This window comes from Autumnicola aciditolerans, from assembly GCF_041679265.1.
In the GTDB taxonomy this organism is placed as follows: Bacteria; Bacteroidota; Bacteroidia; order Flavobacteriales; family Flavobacteriaceae; genus Autumnicola.
This window is the reverse complement of sequence record NZ_JBGFSM010000007.1, coordinates 175,025-193,412: the sequence shown is the minus strand read 5'-3', so window position 1 is coordinate 193,412 and position 18,388 is coordinate 175,025. Positions and strand designations below refer to the sequence as shown.

General features: G+C 39.9%; 12 protein-coding genes. All 12 read right to left on the bottom strand.

Annotation, left to right across the window (positions count from 1 at the left end; translation table 11 throughout):
• Window positions 1–78: 78 nt before the first annotated feature.
• Entirely contained in the window at window positions 79–1,794 is a 1,716-nt protein-coding gene (locus AB8M93_RS09645; RefSeq protein ID WP_373057366.1) for a nuclear transport factor 2 family protein, read from the bottom strand.
• A gap of 11 nt (window positions 1,795–1,805) precedes the next feature.
• Window positions 1,806–4,421 carry a TonB-dependent receptor gene (locus AB8M93_RS09640; protein WP_373057365.1) on the bottom strand — a complete coding sequence of 872 codons (2,616 nt, stop codon included), beginning with the start codon at window positions 4,419–4,421 and terminating at the stop codon, window positions 1,806–1,808.
• Window positions 4,422–4,610: 189 nt separating this feature from the next.
• Window positions 4,611–6,242: a glucose-6-phosphate isomerase gene (gene pgi, locus AB8M93_RS09635; protein ID WP_373057364.1), complete on the bottom strand. Its 1,632-nt coding sequence runs from the start codon at window positions 6,240–6,242 to the stop codon at window positions 4,611–4,613.
• Between the two features lie 83 nt (window positions 6,243–6,325).
• Complete coding sequence (locus AB8M93_RS09630) at window positions 6,326–7,558, bottom strand: M23 family metallopeptidase (RefSeq protein ID WP_373057363.1); 1,233 nt, start codon at window positions 7,556–7,558, stop codon at window positions 6,326–6,328.
• Between the two features lie 9 nt (window positions 7,559–7,567).
• The gene (locus AB8M93_RS09625) at window positions 7,568–8,527 is read right to left on the bottom strand and encodes a tryptophan 2,3-dioxygenase family protein (protein ID WP_373057362.1); all 960 of its coding nucleotides are present in this window, start codon (window positions 8,525–8,527) and stop codon (window positions 7,568–7,570) included.
• 8 nt (window positions 8,528–8,535) lie between these two features.
• Window positions 8,536–9,315, bottom strand: coding sequence for a DUF3108 domain-containing protein (locus AB8M93_RS09620; protein WP_373057361.1), 780 nt, complete (start codon window positions 9,313–9,315; stop codon window positions 8,536–8,538).
• A gap of 309 nt (window positions 9,316–9,624) precedes the next feature.
• A complete protein-coding gene (hppD, locus tag AB8M93_RS09615) occupies window positions 9,625–10,767 on the bottom strand; it encodes a 4-hydroxyphenylpyruvate dioxygenase (RefSeq protein ID WP_373057360.1) in 1,143 nt (380 codons plus the stop codon).
• A 173-nt stretch (window positions 10,768–10,940) separates the two neighbouring features.
• Window positions 10,941–11,174, bottom strand: a complete 234-nt coding sequence (locus AB8M93_RS09610) for a four helix bundle protein (protein ID WP_373057359.1) — start codon at window positions 11,172–11,174, stop codon at window positions 10,941–10,943.
• Window positions 11,175–11,219: 45 nt separating this feature from the next.
• Complete coding sequence (locus AB8M93_RS09605; RefSeq protein ID WP_373057358.1) at window positions 11,220–12,386, bottom strand: homogentisate 1,2-dioxygenase; 1,167 nt, start codon at window positions 12,384–12,386, stop codon at window positions 11,220–11,222.
• 151 nt (window positions 12,387–12,537) lie between these two features.
• Window positions 12,538–14,757: a patatin-like phospholipase family protein gene (locus AB8M93_RS09600; protein ID WP_373057357.1), complete on the bottom strand. Its 2,220-nt coding sequence runs from the start codon at window positions 14,755–14,757 to the stop codon at window positions 12,538–12,540.
• A complete protein-coding gene (gene uvrC / locus AB8M93_RS09595) occupies window positions 14,754–16,550 on the bottom strand; it encodes an excinuclease ABC subunit UvrC (protein ID WP_373057356.1) in 1,797 nt (598 codons plus the stop codon). Before uvrC ends, AB8M93_RS09600 begins: the two co-directional genes overlap by 4 nt.
• Before the next feature lie 128 nt (window positions 16,551–16,678).
• Entirely contained in the window at window positions 16,679–18,388 is a 1,710-nt protein-coding gene (locus tag AB8M93_RS09590; RefSeq protein WP_373057355.1) for a GMC oxidoreductase, read from the bottom strand.

The window sequence follows — 18,388 nt, the reverse complement described above, 5'->3', positions numbered from 1 at the left end:
ATTTTAAAACATTTAGCCTCTTACCTTAAAATTAAAAGGTAAGAGGCTAAAACTATAACTATATACTATTTATTAATTTTATTCCTCTACAAACCTAACCCAATTACCCGCATCGTTTTTAATTAGAGTAATAGTTTCGGTTATATTACTTCCATTATAAACATCGTAAGTGATCTCATACTTTTGACCAACTTCTGCATTAGGCGCTATTGAATTAAGCAGAATTATCATCGCTTCCTCAAGCATATCATCACTCCAGTATGCGGCATTACCATTCCTTCTGTCAAAATTGCTGTAGTTTTCCATACTGCTTACAGGATCTGGATACTCATCTTCCAAAGCAGCAGCTATAGTGCCATAATCTGCTCCGGTTAAAGCGTATTTAATGGTGTTGTCTGGAACCCAAACGCCCTCTGTCCTGGCAAATTGTAGTGTAGATTCTACCACACGAGGCGCACCAACCCATTTTCCATCCTGGAAGGTGAAGCTTGTATATCTAGTATTTGTACTACCATCATAGAAGGCATATTCTACAACTGCATAATCCCCTTCCTGGGCATAAGGATATAACCTTCCAAGGAAAATACCTAACTTGTATAATGCTTCTGACTCATCATCAAAATTCGCAAAAGGAGTTTGCCCCATCTCAGTATAATCTTCTGGAGATAGACTTACAGGCATATTCCAACCGCTATTACCTAAATAAAATGGGTTTGTGGTTTCTACAACCGATACGGCCACATCTACAACATATTCACCATCTGAGAGAACTACACCAATAGAATTTGCACTGGTGCTACCATTGTATATATCATATTCCACCAAGAATTTATCTCCTTCTGAAGCTGAAGGGAATTCATCTTTAAGAGCAATATTTACCGCTTCTAAAATCATCGCTGAGTTCCAGTAATTTGCATTGGTTGGACGAATATCAAAACTATAATACTCTCCAAGATTCTCTGATGGATCAGGATAATCCTCACTTAATTCATTTGAAATTAAGGTATAGTTATCTTGTGAAAGAACATAATCTGATCCTAAGGTTACTAGAGAAAATGAATTTCCATCAAAAACAAAATTCATCATACCCATTCCTGGAGACCCGTCGTAGGTCTCGTAATAAACTTCATAGATCTGGCCTTCCACGCCATCAATCTTATTTGGCAACAAGAATTCTAATGCTTCTACAATCATACTCTCGCTCCAGTAGGCATCATTTCCCTCCCGAGCATCAAAATTACTGTATCGTGCTGCACTAGATGCAGGAACAGGGTAGGTTTCAGCAAATTCCTCACCAATGGCATCAAAATCATCATCATTTACTTGTATAGAATCATTAGCCACTACCCCCTGATAGGTTAACTCTACAACTGCACCCTTCTGGGCACCATCAAATTTATATTCCAAAAATGACTGAATTTGTGAAGTAGAAGCAAAATACCCTGAGCTATTATCTACAGCGGCGTAATCTTCTTCTGTAACTGTATATTCAGTGGGTACAATTGGATCATAGACATTAAATGAGGTAATTATAGAAGTTCCATTTTGATATAATGGAAATGCATTATTCAGAACATCCGGGATTAATTCCTGTGCCTGCTCATAAGAACTAAATCCGGTGGTTATCTCCAGGCCAACCTCGTCATAGTCTTCTTCAACTAAAGTGTAATTTGCTTCTCCTTCAGTTAAAGTGTTATCAATTTCTGCATTTGCCTCTGCCTGGAGATCATCCATGGGTTCACAAGAAAATAAAGTGACTCCCAGTAAGGCGAATATTAAATGTACTTTTTTCATTTTTATTTTTTTTAGAAGTTAATCTTCATTCCTACTGTATATGTACGTCCAAACCCATAATATACGGCGGCATTCTGAGCATTTGAAACTAGTCTGGTTACATTTTGCCCATTAGAATCTACATATTGCTCTTGTCTTGTACCATCTGTTGCATCAGAAATATATTCTGTATCTAACAAGTTAAAAACATTTGCATTAATGGTGGCATCAAAAGAACCAAAAGAGAAATTATGTGTTAACCCAACATCAAACACTCCATAATCCGGAACTTCCCAAGGATCTGTAAATTCTACTTCCGCATCATTTCTTGAGCTTGGATCATATTGTGCATACATCCTTGAAAAATAATTAAAGTTTCCACGAACAAAAGTTCTTGGCAAAACTTCTGCGTTTAATCCTAATGCCAATGAAGTTTGAGGTTGGTTACCAACCGGGGTATCCTTTATAAATAAATCAACCGGGTCTCCAACGGGGTCTTGATTTTCATCAAAAAACTGGACATCCATTACATCATCACTCCATCTCCAGTCTCCATAAGAGAACATCCCATCTATGGTTAAAATTTCCCACGGTTTATATTCAAATTCCAGTTCAACTCCCTGGTGAAGGGCATCCAGGCCTAAAAGGTTTCCAAAATACTGTTGCTCTTCTTCATTTGGATCCTCTGGAACCACAACTATAGATTGTACCTGTGACTTGTCCAACCATTGGGTCCTGTATACGTTAAGATCTACTCTTAAATTAGGACTTCTAAACCCATAACCAGCTTCTATACTAAAAATCTTTTCATTTACAGCATCTGGATTCACGATATTCTCATTATTTGGGAATACCGCATCAAAGTCCGGCGCCCTTTCAAAATAGCCAATGTTAGCAAATACGTTGTGATTATCGGTAATGTTATAATTTGCCCCACCTTTAGCCATAAATCCAAGGAAGTTTTCAAAGTCTGTCTCCTGGATTGGATCTGAATCTTCATAGGTAAAGTAATCTATTCTTTTATTGGAAGTATTAGATCCAGACAATGCAAGAAAAGCAGAGAAATCATTCTTAGAATATTCTGCCTGTGCGAAGACTCCTTCCCACAAAACTATACCATCATTATAATAATTGATCTTATCTCCGGTCCTGGCTAGATTAGTAGGGTTATTCGCATTGCTGTCGTCAGCCCAATACTGGCCGCCTAACAAATCCTTAACTTCCTGGTAGTGTTCTCCTTTATAGTATCTTAAATCTATCCCGGTCATCAAATCAATATCTTCTGTAAGCCTAGTAGAAAGTGTAGATAAAACTCCATACCAGTTATGGTTGTTTACGGAGTTATAAAAAATTGTTCCTGAACCATCAATACCATTTGCAGCATTTTCAGCAACAACAAGATCTAAATTTATGGGTTGGTATGGTGCACTTCTATAAGGTGAAGTTACACTTCTTAAATTAGCATCCCCGGTATATCCTCCTCCACCACCTGTTCCAAAAGAAACATAAGCAGATGTTGAAAGCTCTGTATCATCGTTGATGTTCCAGTAGTGATTTAAAGAAATTTGTGGCTTGTGGTAGTAGTTATCCTGAATGTTTACAACCTGGCCATTCCTGTAGCCCCAGTCTCCGTTAAATTTAATTCCCCTATCACTTCTCTCGTAATCTTCAATAGAATATTGTGTCTCTCTTTGCCCATGGCGCTGAGGAGCACCAAACATGGTAAAGGAAAGCTCATGGTTCTCATTTATTTTTTTCGCAACGCTTAAAAAATAATTATATCCCTCAAACTGCAATCCATCGGCAAAACGCTCTCCGGAAGTTTTTGAAGCAGAAACTGTTGCCGCCCAACCATTATCCATTAATCCAGTAGAAACAGTAGCACCAAATTTCTGGTACCCATCGTTACCTGTTGAAGCCATAACGTTTCCACCTTTTTCAGCATCTGTAGTTTTAGTAACAATATTCACAGTACCCCCAATGGAAGGAACAGCCACTTTAGCAGCACCGAGCCCCCTTTGTACCTGCATAGTACGAGTAACGTCTGACAGGCCAGCCCAGTTACTCCAGTATACAGCGCCATTTTCCATGTCGTTTACCGGAACACCGTTAATCATCACCGCGATGTTATCAGAACTAAAGCCACGCATTCTCATTTGCGCATCTCCAAAACCACCTCCGCCTTTGGTTACGTAAACACTGGGAGTAGAATTTAAAATCTCCGGGAATTCCTGGTTTCCCAGTTTCGTTTCAATTTCTTCCGCTTTAATGGTAGAAACAGCCACAGGAGTTTTACGGTCTATGGCAAGTGAATAACTTGTAACAACAATTTCACTTAAAGCGTTATCATCGGCCACAAGGATGATCTCACCCAAATCTTCAGACCCACCATCTGCAACTGTAAATGGAACCTCTTTAGTTTTATATCCAACAAAACTAATTTTTAAAGTTCCGGTGCTCCTCCGAACATCGAGAGAGAAGTTACCATCAAAATCTGTGTTGGTACCTCTGGTTGTTCCAACTACCATTACTGTGGCACCTGGCAATGGACCATCTGTTTCGGAATCAATCACCGTACCGGTAAGAGTTCCCTGAGCAAAAATTGTAGCAGATGTTAGAAACAACGCTAATGCTAATAATTTCCTCATTTTTTCTTTGTTTGTTTTTGATTAGAAAATTCACGGCAAAAGAAGTCAAAAGCCCAACATTTAAGTTTACCCGAATGTTAAGATTTTTAACTTTAACATCTGTCGCGCCGCAAAACTACTGCATTTTTTCAAAACCCTGGCTATATGATATTTATGTATATCAACAGCTTTTCAACAAACTATGAAAAATTATTTAATGAAGAATTTTAAGAGGTTTTTAGTAGAAGAATCGTGATTTTGTAGAGCATTATTTTCTATTTCCTCAAGTATTTTAGAAGCTAATTGTTTCCCTAATTCCACACCCCACTGGTCGTAACTAAAAATATCCCAGATAATGCCCTGAACAAAGATCTTATGTTCATACATGGCGATAAGTTTTCCCAAACTTTCAGGAGTAAGTTTTTCAATTAAAATAGTGTTGGTAGGTTTATTCCCATCAAAAACTCTGAATGGAACCTTTTCCTTAATTTCTTCTTCTGATAACGATTTTTGCTGAAGTTCTGAACGAACTTCTTCTTCAGACTTACCCTGTAGTAAAGCTTCAGTCTGTGCAAAGAAATTGGCCATTAATTTATGATGATGCTCTTTATCCAGGAAAAGGGAGTGCTTAAACCCGATGAAATCTGCAGGAATTAACTTAGTGCCCTGATGAATAAGCTGAAAAAAAGCGTGTTGTGAATTTGTTCCCGGCTCTCCCCAGATAATGGTTCCGGTTTGATAATCTACCTTTTTACCATTTCGGTCTACGCTTTTACCGTTGCTTTCCATAGTAGCCTGTTGAAGGTAGGCCGGAAGCCGGTGCAGGTATTGCGTATAAGGGATCAAGGCTTCACTCTCTGCCCCAAAGAAATTATTGTACCAGATGCTGATAAGCGCCAATTGTACGGGTATATTTTCAGCAAAATCTGTGTTTTTGAAATGCTCATCCATTTTTCTGGCACCTTTGAGCAAGGCCTCAAAATTGGAATATCCCACAGCAAGACTAATAGAAAGGCCCACGGCGCTCCAAAGTGAAAAGCGGCCCCCTACCCAATCCCACATGGGGAAAATATTTTCAGGATCAATACCAAATTCCTTCACCTTTTCCACATTGCTGGAAACCGCCACAAAATGTTTGGAAACTGCTTCCTGTGGCGCCGACCTTAAGAACCAACTTCTTATAGTGGTAGAATTAGTAAGCGTTTCTTGTGTTGAAAAAGATTTAGAAACTATAATAAATAGAGTAGTTTCAGGATTTAAGTCCTTAATTACCTCGTGCACGTGATCTCCATCTACATTAGATACAAAATGAACGTTTAAATGATTCTGGTAAAATTTAAGGGATTCAGTTACCATAACAGGACCAAGATCTGAGCCTCCAATTCCTATATTAACAATATCGGTAAACGAACTACCTGTATAGCCTTTTCGGCCTCCCTCTACTACTTCATTGGTAAAGGATTTTATTTTTGCTTTTACCTCCTCTACTTCCGGCATCACATTCTCGCCATCCACTTCTATTTTAGCATCTTTTCCAGCTCTAAGTGCCGTATGCAGGACAGGGCGCCCTTCAGTTTTATTAATAGGTTCTCCCCCAAAGTAAGAGTCTATTGCTTCCTTCAGCTTACATTCTTCAGCAAGTTTAAGAAGCAAATTTTTGGTTTTTGAGGTAATTCTGTTTTTGCTGTAATCCAGATAAAAATCTTCCCACTTAATTGCAAGATCTAAAGATCGATTTTCATCTTCAGCAAAAAGCTTTTTCATGTGCAGTGGCTCTATTTCCTGAAAATGCTCTTTTAATTTGTTCCAGGCTTCGGTTTTTGTTGGGTTTATATTCTTCATCTGAATTTTTAAATTTTAATATTTCACTCTCTTAAGAAAGTACCATATTTTTTCTAATTAGGCCCATTAAGGGGGAAATAATCTTAAATGTGCTTATAAGGAATTTCATCAAGTTCCTTACGCAGCGGCTCAATAAAAGCATAATATTGCTCTTTTTGGACATCTTCTATATGTTTGGCTGTAGGCAAATTCTGGCGGTAAGGATCCACCTGCCTTCCATTCACCCAAAACCGGTAACAAACATGCGGGCCTGTGGCCAATCCTGTACTTCCAACAAAGCCAATCACATCACCCTGCTTTACCGCCTGCCCGTTCCTAACATTTCTTCTGGACATGTGCAGGTACTGCGTGGTGTACTTTTTATTATGCCTTACTTTAACATAATTACCGTTTCCTGAAGTGTAACTGGAGGCAATTACCACCCCGTCTGCAGTACTCACAATAGGCGTTCCGGTTGCGGCAGCATAGTCTGTTCCTAAATGAGCTTTCCAACGCTTTTGCACAGGATGATACCTTCTTTTACTGTACCGGGAAGAAATCCGGCTATAGTCAAGCGGGGCTTTTAAAAAGAAACTCTGCAGGGCCTTCGCCTCTTCATCATAATAACTTGCTTTACCTGTAATGCTATCCACCTCATACTCAAATGCATAATAAGGCTTGTCTGAATGCTTAAAAACTGCAGCTTCCACGCTTTCTATTCCTGCAAAAATAGTATCGTCAATATATTTTTCATTATATACCATCTTAAACTGGTCTCCCTTCTGAAGGCGGAAAAAATCGATACTCCACTGGTAGATATTAGATAATTCATAAACCAGCATATTGCTCAACCCCTGGTCCTGCATAGCTTCAGAAAGGGAAGAGGTAACAACTCCTGAAACTTCACGTTTCTTTATGGAAACCGGCCGCTTCTTTTTATAAGCTATAACTTCGTCACCAATTCCCACAACCGTATAATCTATTTTGTTGTCTTCATAGATAAAATACTGCGGCGTAAAGGCAGAATCTTTTGCTTTAAGAATCATATATTTTTTACCGGCCACTATACGTGCCGGATTAAAGGTATCTTTTACCTTTTCTGAAATTTCGTAAACCTTCGCCAGGCCTACTCCTTCTTCACCTAAAAGGTTTCCAAAGCTGTCCCCCGGCCTTATGGTGTCTTCTACAACTTTAAAATCATCTAGTACAAATCCGTACTTTTTCACTTTAGGCGCTGGTTTTACCTCTGCCACTTCCTGAATGTTTTCTACCGAGTTATCATCATTACAGGCAATAAAAGCCAACATGATGAGGATTAGAAAATTTAACTTTTTCAATTTACTTTTTTATTTTTCGCTGTTAAACATGTGGTTTACCCATTGTTTGCCCCAGTCGTTAAACTCTTCCTCGCTCCAAAGCGATGGGAAGAACGTTATTTTTTGAAATCCTGGCGGGAGAAACTTTTTCCAGTTAGTCCCGCCTGTGGCTGCAATTGTTTCCTTATCCTTATTCAGGTATCGAAAAGCAGCTCCCATATGCATTAGTAACCAGTTTACATTCACATTAACATCAAACTGCCGCAGTGCTTCCCTGAGCTTTTCATTAGATTTTTCCTCCTGCGGAAGTTTTTCAAATTTATGAAACATGGTTTTTCCCTTTACCTCTTTGGCAATTCTCATAAAACGGGGCGTATATCTTTCTTCAAATTGCTTCAGCGTTAAGGTTTTTTCTCCTGTTTCCAGGTCTATCCCTCCCTTCTTCCAGTAAACTTCTTCAAAAAGCGCTTCTAAAGTGTTTTCTTCGGAAAAGTTCTTTCTTTCTTCATACTGAACAAGATTTTCAAGGGGAGTGGCATATAATTCTATCATCCTGAACTGTGCAGACTGAAAACCGCTCGCCGGCAGCAACGCCATACGAAATTTCAGAAATTGTTCCCTTTCCATTCCTTTAATCATAACGTCAAAAGAATCGATTAGTATCCTGAAATAGCGGTTTAACCGAACAAGTTTTTCAACAAAAAAAGAAGCCGTAAGGCCTTCATTTTCTATAATTTGCCTCTGCTCGTGGATAATAAGCTTAAAATAAAGCTCGGTGATTTGATGGTAAGTGATAAAAATTTTTTCATCAGGAAAATGCGTGCTGGTTTTTTGAAGGCTAAGCAGCGTATCCAGGCTAATATAATCCCAATACGCTAAATACCGGTCATAAAGCAGGCCGTCCAGATAAGAACCCAAATCCTGTCCGGAATTTTTAAATTTTTCCTCTAGCTTGAGGATTCGTTCAGCAATGTGGGGCTTTATCTCCATAACGGATTCTAATCCATAATTATAGGAAAGGGATTTTTAAGCCCTTTATACTCCTCAAGATCGGCATCCAGGGAACCTACCGCAAGATCTGCCTCTATTTTAAGGGGTATTTTATTAGCATCATCGCTCACCCAAAAGGTAAGGCTTTCCTTTTCCTTAAAAACCCTTCCCGCCATTACAAAAGGGCGGAATTTAAGACTGGCAACTTTCCCGAATTTAGTTTTAATGACTTCACGACCTAAAAATCTAAGCTTAAAATTCATGTTTTCATCATCAATAAAAAGATTGAGATGCATGTCATCTCCCGGCTGCAATTGATCTGCTTTAATTTTGTTGCGAATATAATAAAATGCCGATAACATATCGTGTACATTTTCTTCTGTAGAGTAAACCTCCTTTTGCCCGTGCTTTTTATCATGGACGTAGGCCTTATTAAGGCGTTGGTCAAAATCTATTTCCAGATCTTTGGTGTAGCCACCTTCATCTATCTTTCTGATGAATTTATAAGGCATACCGGACTCGCGGTCTATGTAAGTTTGATAATCGTCGTCTACTTTAAAGAACCAGTGAAGCATTCCGGTAGATTTCCCCCGGCCTTTTACATGATACACCGGCTCCCCCCGGAGCCTGGCCTCGTTAACTTCCAGAGTGGCATAACTGGCATTAAAAGGACCATAATGTATGCGGAATTTAAACCATTCTCCCGCCTCATAAGCTGCTTTTTGAGCAAATGAATGTTCTGAAGAAAAAATAAAAATTAAAAAGGCAATTGCAATAATTCTTCTCATACTGATATTTTAATACCTCCGTCCCGGGAGGATTTTTCATGTATTAACGAAAGTTTTACAATTACTGTTCCAAATGTATTAAAACAGAAAGCCCCATCAAATTAATGATGAGGCTTTTTGACTTATTAACCAACTAAAACTTAAATTATGAAAAAAATTTTTACATTTAATGGTAACCACTCCAAAAATGCGAGTGCAAAAGTCTGGTTATTCTGCAACACCGGCAACTTAAAAAGTTACTTTAACTAAAAGCCTGCTTTTTAATCGCTAATTTTAAAATTTAAGCTTCAAGTATCATATTATTTTAACTTATTGCAGCGTACCTCTCAAATCCTGTTCACGCTCAATAGCTTCAAAAAGTGCTTTAAAATTTCCCTTTCCAAAAGACTGCGCTCCTTTTCGCTGAATAATTTCGAAAAACATGGTTGGCCGGTCCAATACGGGTTTGGTAAAAATCTGAAGCAAATAGCCTTCATCATCACGATCTACTAAAACCCCGAGTTCCTTCAGCGGTTCCAGGTCTTCATCTATCTCGCCAACGCGGTCCAGTACATCTTCATAATAGGTTTCCGGCACATGAAGAAATTCCACCCCGCGGTCCCTTAATTTTGTTACCGTATCAATAATATTATCTGTCGCCAGAGCGATATGCTGCACGCCCGCGCCATTGTAAAAATCTATATATTCCTCAATCTGCGATTTTTTCTTTCCTTCTGCAGGTTCATTTATTGGAAATTTAATACGGCCGTTCCCATTGCTCATCACCTTACTCATAAGGGCGGTATATTCCGTAGAAATGTCTTTGTCGTCAAAAGACACCAGCTGGGCAAATCCCATAACTTTGGCATAAAATTCCACCCACTTGTTCATCTCGTTCCAACCCACATTTCCCACCATGTGGTCTATATATTTTAAACCAGTTTCAGGAGCTTTGGCCAGTGGGGCATATTTCCTGTAGCCTGGCATGAAAGGGCCTGAATAATCGCTTCTTTCCACAAAAAGGTGAATGGTTTCTCCATAAGTATGAATCCCGGAAATGACCACGGAACCATGTTCATCTTCCAGCAAATAAGGCTCTACATAAGATTTTGCGCCCCTGGAAGTGGTTTCTTCATAGCTTTTACGGGCATCGTCCACCCACAGCGCAACAGTTTTTACACCATCGCCATGTTTATCTATATGCTCATTTATTTCTCCCTTTGGTTGCATGGGAGAAGTGAGCACCAACCTTATTTTCCCCTGCTGAAGCACGTAAGATACCCGGTCTTTTCTTCCGGTTTCCAGCCCGGAGTATGCTACGGGCTGAAAACCCCAGGCATGCTGGTAATAATAAGCCGCCTGCTTGGCATTGCCCACATAAAGTTCAACAAAATCTGTCCCCAGGATAGGCAAAAAATCTTCTGCCTCAGGGACTTCCTTTTTTAATTTTAAAGAGGTGTTATCTGTAGTCATAATATTTTAATTTAGATAATTCCTCAATGAGATAATCAGAAATTTAATCTTCACCTCATTGAAGAACTTATTATTTTATTTAAAATTTTAACTATTACTTCCAACTCAGTAATTAGATAGTCACATTTCGGATACCCCGGAGAAGGATTACATAAAACAACCAATATTCAGTTTCATCCTTCTTTTATTGCAATTTTCATTTTATGAATAAAATCCTTCTTGCTTTCCCCATTTTGGGCTTCCTTAACGTTGGCACCAATAGATGTACCGGTCCTTAAAAGTTGATTGGAGAGTACAAATCTTCTTTTTGTATTTAATAATTCTGCATATTCAATAATCTTTTTTGCGAACTCAAAAGTCTTTATCAGTATTAGGTTATTCTTATAGCGTTCGTTAAATGTTATCATAATAACCTTTCCAATATCTAATGATATGATTTTCTAATTATCTAATCAATGATTCTCATCCAGCCAGGATTTATAATAAGATTCATCGGCAATTTTCATGGCTTCTTCAGTAATCATTAATGGTTTAAAAGTGTCTACCATTACGGCAAGTTCTTCGGTTTCCACCTGGCCTATGCTTCGCTCTACCGCTCCCGGATGTGGCCCGTGCGGAATTCCCGCAGGATGCAGCGAAATATGCCCTGCTTCAATATCGTTACGGCTCATAAAATCCCCATCTACATAATATAGAACCTCATCACTATCTATATTGCTGTGGCTATATGGCGCCGGAATACTTTCCGGGTGGTAATCGTACTTACGAGGGCAAAAACTGCACACCACAAAGGCATCGGTCTCAAACGTCTGGTGCACCGGTGGCGGCTGGTGAATTCGCCCTGTAATGGGTTCAAAATCATGAATTGAAAAGGCATAAGGATAATTATAGCCGTCATACCCAACCACATCAAAAGGATGTGTGGCATAAACCATATCAAAGATTTCCCCCTGTTTTTTAATCTTGATTAGAAAATCACCTTTTCCATCATTGGTTTCCAATTCATAAGGCTGGCGTAGATCCCTTTCGCAAAACGGCGAATGTTCCAGTAACTGGCCAAACCAGTTCCTGTACTTTTTGGGCGTATATATCGGCCTTCGGGATTCCACGATAAACAGGCGGTTATCTTCATCATCAAAATCAAGTTTGTAGATGATACCTCGCGGGATTAAAAGATAATCCCCGTATTTAAAATCCAGGTTTCCAAGGTGCGTCCTTAATTTACCGCTTCCTTTATGGATGAACAGCAACTCATCTGCATCAGAATTTTTATAGAAGTAATCTTTGGTGGACTCCTGAGGAGAAGCAAGGGCAATATCCACATCGCTGTTGGTAAGCACTACTTTCCTGCTTTCCAGGTAATCTGGAGCCGGCACTACCTGAAATCCCTTAAAACGGTAAGACTGCAGGTTGTTATTATTAGCAATTTTAGGGCGGGCATCGTAGCTGCCTTTAATTTCCTTTACTTGTGTTGGCCTGTGCTCATGGTATAGGTTGGAAGACATTCCGTCAAAACCTATGGTTCCAAAAAGCTGTTCATAATACAGGCTCCCGTCAGGCTTTTTAAAAATGGTGTGTCTTTTATGCGGAATTTTTCCCAGTTTGTGATAAAAAGGCATCTGCTGAAATTTTTATGGAACCTTCAGCTATAGAAAATACCTTAGATAAAACTGAAATTTTCAGCTGAAATTCCGATTAAAACAAATATCGCTAATTTTAATTGAAACATTCTTAAAACAAGACTAAATTCAGCTTGATGATACGGGGGGGTTAGAACCAGAAACCAAGGCTGAAGAACCAGTAGCTTTGTGCTGCCTCCGGGGAAAAAGTATATTTCACTTCCAGCGGACCCAGGAATGTCTCCAGCCCGTACCCAAGAGAATAACCGGTATAATCTGGCAGCGAAAACCATTTTCCTGTGCTGTAGAGCTTATTCCCCACATTGGCAATATTAGCACCGGCAATAAGATGGTTTTTTCTCATGATTTCATAATCTACTTCCAGAAGCGCTTTAATATAACTATCTCCTGAAAGGCTTATAAAATCGTACCCGTAAAACGGTACGATATTATTTATGGGATTATTCCCATATCCTCCCAAAAAGAAATCCAGGGTATTTACATTATCATTACCAATTTTAAAACCTGTTTCTGTAGTTATACGGGTAGCAAAGCTAGCTGCCGGGGTGAAAGCATATCCCAGCTTTCCTTTAGCGATAGAAAATTCAGCAAAATCTGGATTAGAAGAGAACAGGTAAAGGTGGAAGTCTCCATCAAAATAGATCCCGTTCCGGGGAAAATATTTGTTGTCATAAGAGTCATACTTCAGGTAACCAAAAGCACTAAAGTAATTGTTATCTTCAAATACTCGATGCTCAATATTTCCCTCTTCATCCAGAAGGGATTCCGGCGTCACCTTTATATATTTATGCTCTGCTCCCATCCCAAAGGAGAACACCTGCTGGAAAAGCGTTTCCACATAAATTTGGTTGGTAAGGTCCCGGTAATCTATATCCAGTTTATTTACGCCTATTCCCTCAAGACCGGCATTTTCATTTGCAAAGTCAAAAGAAATTCCCTTATTAAAATTGTTATAGCGGGACTTTAACCCTATACTCCAATAATATCCTTTGTCTATATAATAATCAAAATAATAGCGAAACCGGTCTCCTACCACCACATCCAGGGAGGCGACATCGTTGGTAAACAGAAGACTTTTCCTGGTAAGATTAATGAGGGCGCCGGTTTCATAAAGTTCGTCATAATGTAAAGCAAGCTGCAGGAAGGTTTTATTACGGCTTTCTTCAATTTGCATGTTCATGACAAAATCTTCCCGCCCCTCATTAGGAACAAGATTATAGCTTATCCTGTCAAAATTTCCTGTGGCAGAAAGATTATTCACTCCCACATTCAAATCATTAAATGTAAACCTGGTATTGTATTTCAGCTTTAATTTGCCCATTATATAAGATCGCGGATAGGTATTATTGCCCTCAATTTCCAACCCGCTGATGCGCAAACTATCCTGCATTTTCTTCTTAACTTTTACAGGAGGGCTGTCCTGCCGGGCGGCCAGTTCCAGCAATTCCTGGTATTTTCGTTTTGCAGCCACCTGCCCCGAATCTATAATGGCCTCTCCTTCACCAAAAGACAGCACCGAAAACTTAGTAATATCTGGCTTAATATAAATATCCGTCTGCGGGATTTTTTCTTTCATTTCACTAATTGTCCTGAAATTCCCAATCTGGGCAAGAATATCAAATACACTTTTAAGATCTTCCCTGTTGATAAGGCTATCCTGGACATCTACTCCAATAATCACCTCGGCACCCCGCTTTTTAAGTTCTTCCACGGGATAGTTATTGGCCACACCGCCATCGGTGAGCAGCCTGCCATTAATTTTAACCGGACTAAACAACGAAGGGATTGCCCCGCTGGCTGATACCGCCTTGGCCAGGGAGCCTTCATCCAGAATCACTTCTTCCCCCGTTTCAATATCGGCAGCGGTGCAAAAAAAGGGGATGGGAAGGTTGCTGAAGTCGCTAATATTTCCTACATGCATGGTAAGGCGGGACATGAGATTATATATATTCTGGCCTTTGGAAAGACTGGAAGGAAAACCAATTTTAAAGTGGTTGAATGGAAGGCTTATCGCATACTTCTCTGTATCTTCTTTTTCATAAAACGTTTTTGCGCTACGCGGGAGATTATCCTGGATAAGAATATTAAAATTAGTTTCCTGAAAAATAGAATCCAGCTCATTTGCCGTATATCCCGATGCATACAAGCCTCCAATAATAGCCCCCATACTGGTGCCGCCAATGTAATCTATACGTACCCCGGCTTCTTCCAAAACCTTAAGTACGCCAATATGCGCCAGGCCTTTTGCCCCACCCCCGCTTAAAACAAGCCCAACTTTTGGGTCCTCCTGCTGCTGAGAAAACCCTAAAAGGCAAAAGAAGCAGAAAAAGATGGCCAGGTATTTTTTCATGTTTCATTTTTGTAATACTCCTTTATAATACTGGCTTTAGAGGCTCCCACCACTTCACTCAAACTTTTTTCTGAAGCTTCTTTTATTCTTTTTACCGAGCGGAAATGCTTTAAAAGCTCCACCACGGTTTTTTCCCCAATTCCGGTTATAGCTTCCAGTTCTGTATTTAACGTAGATTTACTTCTTTTGTTACGGTGAAAAGTAATTCCAAAACGGTGCGCTTCATTTCGTAATTGCTGAATAATCTTTAAACTTTCTGATTTTTTGTCCAAGTAAAGCGGGATGCTGTCTCCGGGATAGAAAATCTCTTCCAGTCTTTTGGCAATTCCTATAATGGCAATTTTGCCGCGTAAATCTAAAGCCTCTAATGCCTTTACTCCGGAAGATAACTGTCCTTTCCCTCCATCTACTATTATAAGCTGCGGCAGTTCTTCACCTTCATTTAGAAGCCGGCGGTAACGCCTGAAGACTACTTCTTCCATAGAGGCGAAATCATTAGGGCCTTCAACGGTTTTAATATTAAATTTGCGATAATCCTTCTTGCTGGGTTTGCCATTTTTAAAGACCACACAGGCAGCCACGGGATTGGTGCCCTGGATATTAGAGTTATCAAAACACTCTATATGGCGGGGCTCCACACTTAGCCGCAAATCTTCCTTCATCTGTGCCATCACGCGGTTTACATGCCGGTCTGGGTCTACAATCTTCATCTGCTTAAAGCGTTCCTGCCGGTAATATTTGGCATTTCTAAGGGATAATTCTACTATTTTCTTCTTATCTCCCAGTTTAGGAACGGTTACTTTTACATCTTCGGCAAATTCAATTTTAAACGGAAGATAGATTTCTTTGGAATTAGAACTGAAGCGCTGCCTGATTTCGGGAATTGCCAGTTCCAGCAGTTCCTGGTCAGTCTCGTCCAGTTTCTTCTTCATTTCAATAGTATGCGACCTGATAATCGCCCCGTGGGAAAGCTGAAGGAAATTCACATACCCATACCCCTCGTCACTAGTGATAGAGAAAACATCTACATTATTGATTTTTGGGTTCACTACGGTAGACTTGGACTGGTAATTCTCCAGCACGGTGATTTTTTCCTTGATTCGCTGGGCATCTTCAAATTCCATATTTTCAGCATGCCGCTTCATCTGGTTCCTGAACTGCTGCAAAGAATCTTTAAAATTCCCTTTTACAATCTGTCTTATGGCTTCTATGTTCCTGTTATAATCTTCTTCAGCCTGTTTAGCCTCACAGGGCCCTTCACAGTTCCCTAAATGATACTCCAGGCAAACCTTATATTTTCCCTGGCGGATTTTATCTTCAGCAAGATCATAGTTACAGGTCCTTAGTTTATACAGGCCTTTTATAAGGTCCAGCAGGGTATTTACCGTTTTAAAACTGGTAAAAGGACCATAGTATTCACTACCGTCTTTAATTAATCTACGGGTTGGAAAAACACGGGGAAAGCGTTCATTTTTGATGCAAATCCAGGGATAGGTTTTATCATCCTTAAGCATCACATTAAATCGCGGCTGATGTTTTTTGATCAGGTTATTTTCCAGAAGCAGGGCATCGGTTTCTGAAGCCACCACGATGTGCTTTATCTCCTTTATCTTTTTTACCATTACACCAATCCTGTGGCTGTCATGGCGTTTTGTAAAATAGGAAGTCACCCTTTTCTTCAGGTTTTTGGCCTTCCCTACGTATAAAATTTTTCCGTTCTTATCGTAATACTGGTAAACCCCGGGGCTATGCGGCAGGGTTTGCAGTTGTACTTCCAAAGCAGGCTTTTCCATCTCTCCAAAGATAAAATTTCTTAGGCTTATTGCCGACCGGGCGGCTAAATTTTAGCGCATAAAAAAATCCGGCAAAATTGTTACCGGATTCTCTAATTGAAAATAAATCTTTAAAAAAATTTATCCTGCTACAGGGTTCCCTTTTTCAATTCTTTTACAGCATAATCTGCAGCCCTGGCGGTAAGGGCCATGTAGGTTAGCGACGGATTTTGCGTACCGGTAGAGGTCATACAGGCACCATCTGTTACAAACACATTTTTACAGTTGTGCAGCTGGTTCCATTCATTTAACAACGAAGTCTTAGGATCTTTTCCCATACGTACTCCTCCCATTTCATGGATATCGAGCCCGGGAGCCTGATGGGAATCATGGGTTTTAATATTGGTAAATCCGGCACTTTCAAACATTTCCGAGATCTGCTCGAAGTAATCCTTGATCATTTTTTCATCGTTATCATCATAGGAAACGTCAAATTGTAACTTTGGCATCCCCCATTCATCTTTAGTATTATCAAGGCTCACCGTGTTTGTTTCCTTTGGAATGGTCTCACCCATCATATGGCTTCCAATGGTCCAGTTTCCTAATTTTAAATCGGAAAGATTGTTTTTTAGATTCTTTCCAAGTCCTTCTTCATTTCTTATCGTGTTTCTGTAAGCACCTACTCCCGAGGCATAACCCCGCAGAAAATCGGTTTGCTGTTCCCGTACATTTCTAAAACGAGGGATATACCCACTGGTAGGCCTTTTTCCATCTGTAGTGAAATCCAGAAAACCATCATATTCTGCCTGTACTCTCGCACGGTAATTATGGAAAGCAAAATATTTTCCCAATAGCCCGTTATCATTGCCAAGGCCGTTTGGAAACCGCTTGGATTTGGAATTGAGTAAAATAAGATTTGTGTTTGCTGCGGCAGCATTAACAAAAATGATTTTCGCAAAGTAATCGGTCACTTCCTTGGTTTTAGCATCTATAACACGTACTCCGGTTACTTTCTCTTTTTCATCATCATAAATAAGAGACTCCACAACAGAATTGGTTTGCAGGGTCATATTTCCAGTTTTCTGTGCCCATGGAATGGTGGAGGAATTACTGCTAAAATAGCCTCCAAAAGGGCATCCTCTCTGGCATAGTACACGGTTTTGGCACTGCACCCTTCCTTGTTCTTTGTGAATTTCCTTTTGCTCTGAAAGGTGGGCACACCTGGCTACTATTACGTGACGATCATCATATTTATCTGCCACCTTTTGCTGAAAATATTTTTCAACTTTGGTAAGTTCATATGGCGGCAGAAATTCTCCATCGGGCAGTTCGGCAAGGCCGTCTTTATTCCCTGAAATTCCTGCAAATTTTTCTACATAGCTGTACCAGGGCGCAAGATCTTTATAGCGAATAGGCCAGTCTACCGCAAAACCATCTCGTGCAGGGCCTTCAAAGTCAAAATCACTCCATCGCTGCACCTGGCGTGCCCATAGCAAGGATTTCCCTCCCACCTGGTAACCTCTTATCCAGTCAAATGGTTTTTCCTGTACGTATGGGTGCTCATTATCTTTAACAAAGAAGTGAGCCGCATCTTCCCTAAAGGCATAGCACCTGCTCACCACGGGATTCTCCTTTTGCACCTCAAGAGGCATTCTGCCCCTGTGTTCAAATTCCCAGGGCCTCATATTTGTGGTGGGATAATCAACCACATGCTTTACATCCCTCCCGCGTTCCAGTACAAGGGTTTGCATGCCTTTCTCGGTGAGCTCTTTGGCTGCCCATCCACCACTCATTCCAGAACCAATTACAATTGCGTCAAAAGTTCTTTCTTCTTTGCTGTCTATATTAAAATTTGCCAT

Excerpts from the sequence above, each read along its gene's own strand:
- AB8M93_RS09645 (WP_373057366.1), bottom strand. The coding sequence starts at position 1,794 with ATGAAAAAAGTACATTTAATATTCGCCTTACTGGGAGTCACTTTATTT.
- AB8M93_RS09640 (WP_373057365.1), bottom strand. The coding sequence starts at position 4,421 with ATGAGGAAATTATTAGCATTAGCGTTGTTTCTAACATCTGCTACAATT.
- pgi (WP_373057364.1), bottom strand. The coding sequence starts at position 6,242 with ATGAAGAATATAAACCCAACAAAAACCGAAGCCTGGAACAAATTAAAA.
- AB8M93_RS09625 (WP_373057362.1), bottom strand. The coding sequence starts at position 8,527 with ATGGAGATAAAGCCCCACATTGCTGAACGAATCCTCAAGCTAGAGGAA.
- AB8M93_RS09620 (WP_373057361.1), bottom strand. The coding sequence starts at position 9,315 with ATGAGAAGAATTATTGCAATTGCCTTTTTAATTTTTATTTTTTCTTCA.
- hppD (WP_373057360.1), bottom strand. The coding sequence starts at position 10,767 with ATGACTACAGATAACACCTCTTTAAAATTAAAAAAGGAAGTCCCTGAG.
- AB8M93_RS09610 (WP_373057359.1), bottom strand. The coding sequence starts at position 11,174 with ATGATAACATTTAACGAACGCTATAAGAATAACCTAATACTGATAAAG.
- AB8M93_RS09605 (WP_373057358.1), bottom strand. The coding sequence starts at position 12,386 with ATGCCTTTTTATCACAAACTGGGAAAAATTCCGCATAAAAGACACACC.
- AB8M93_RS09600 (WP_373057357.1), bottom strand. The coding sequence starts at position 14,757 with ATGAAAAAATACCTGGCCATCTTTTTCTGCTTCTTTTGCCTTTTAGGG.
- uvrC (WP_373057356.1), bottom strand. The coding sequence starts at position 16,550 with ATGGAAAAGCCTGCTTTGGAAGTACAACTGCAAACCCTGCCGCATAGC.
- AB8M93_RS09590 (WP_373057355.1), bottom strand. The coding sequence starts at position 18,388 with ATGGCAAATTTTAATATAGACAGCAAAGAAGAAAGAACTTTTGACGCA.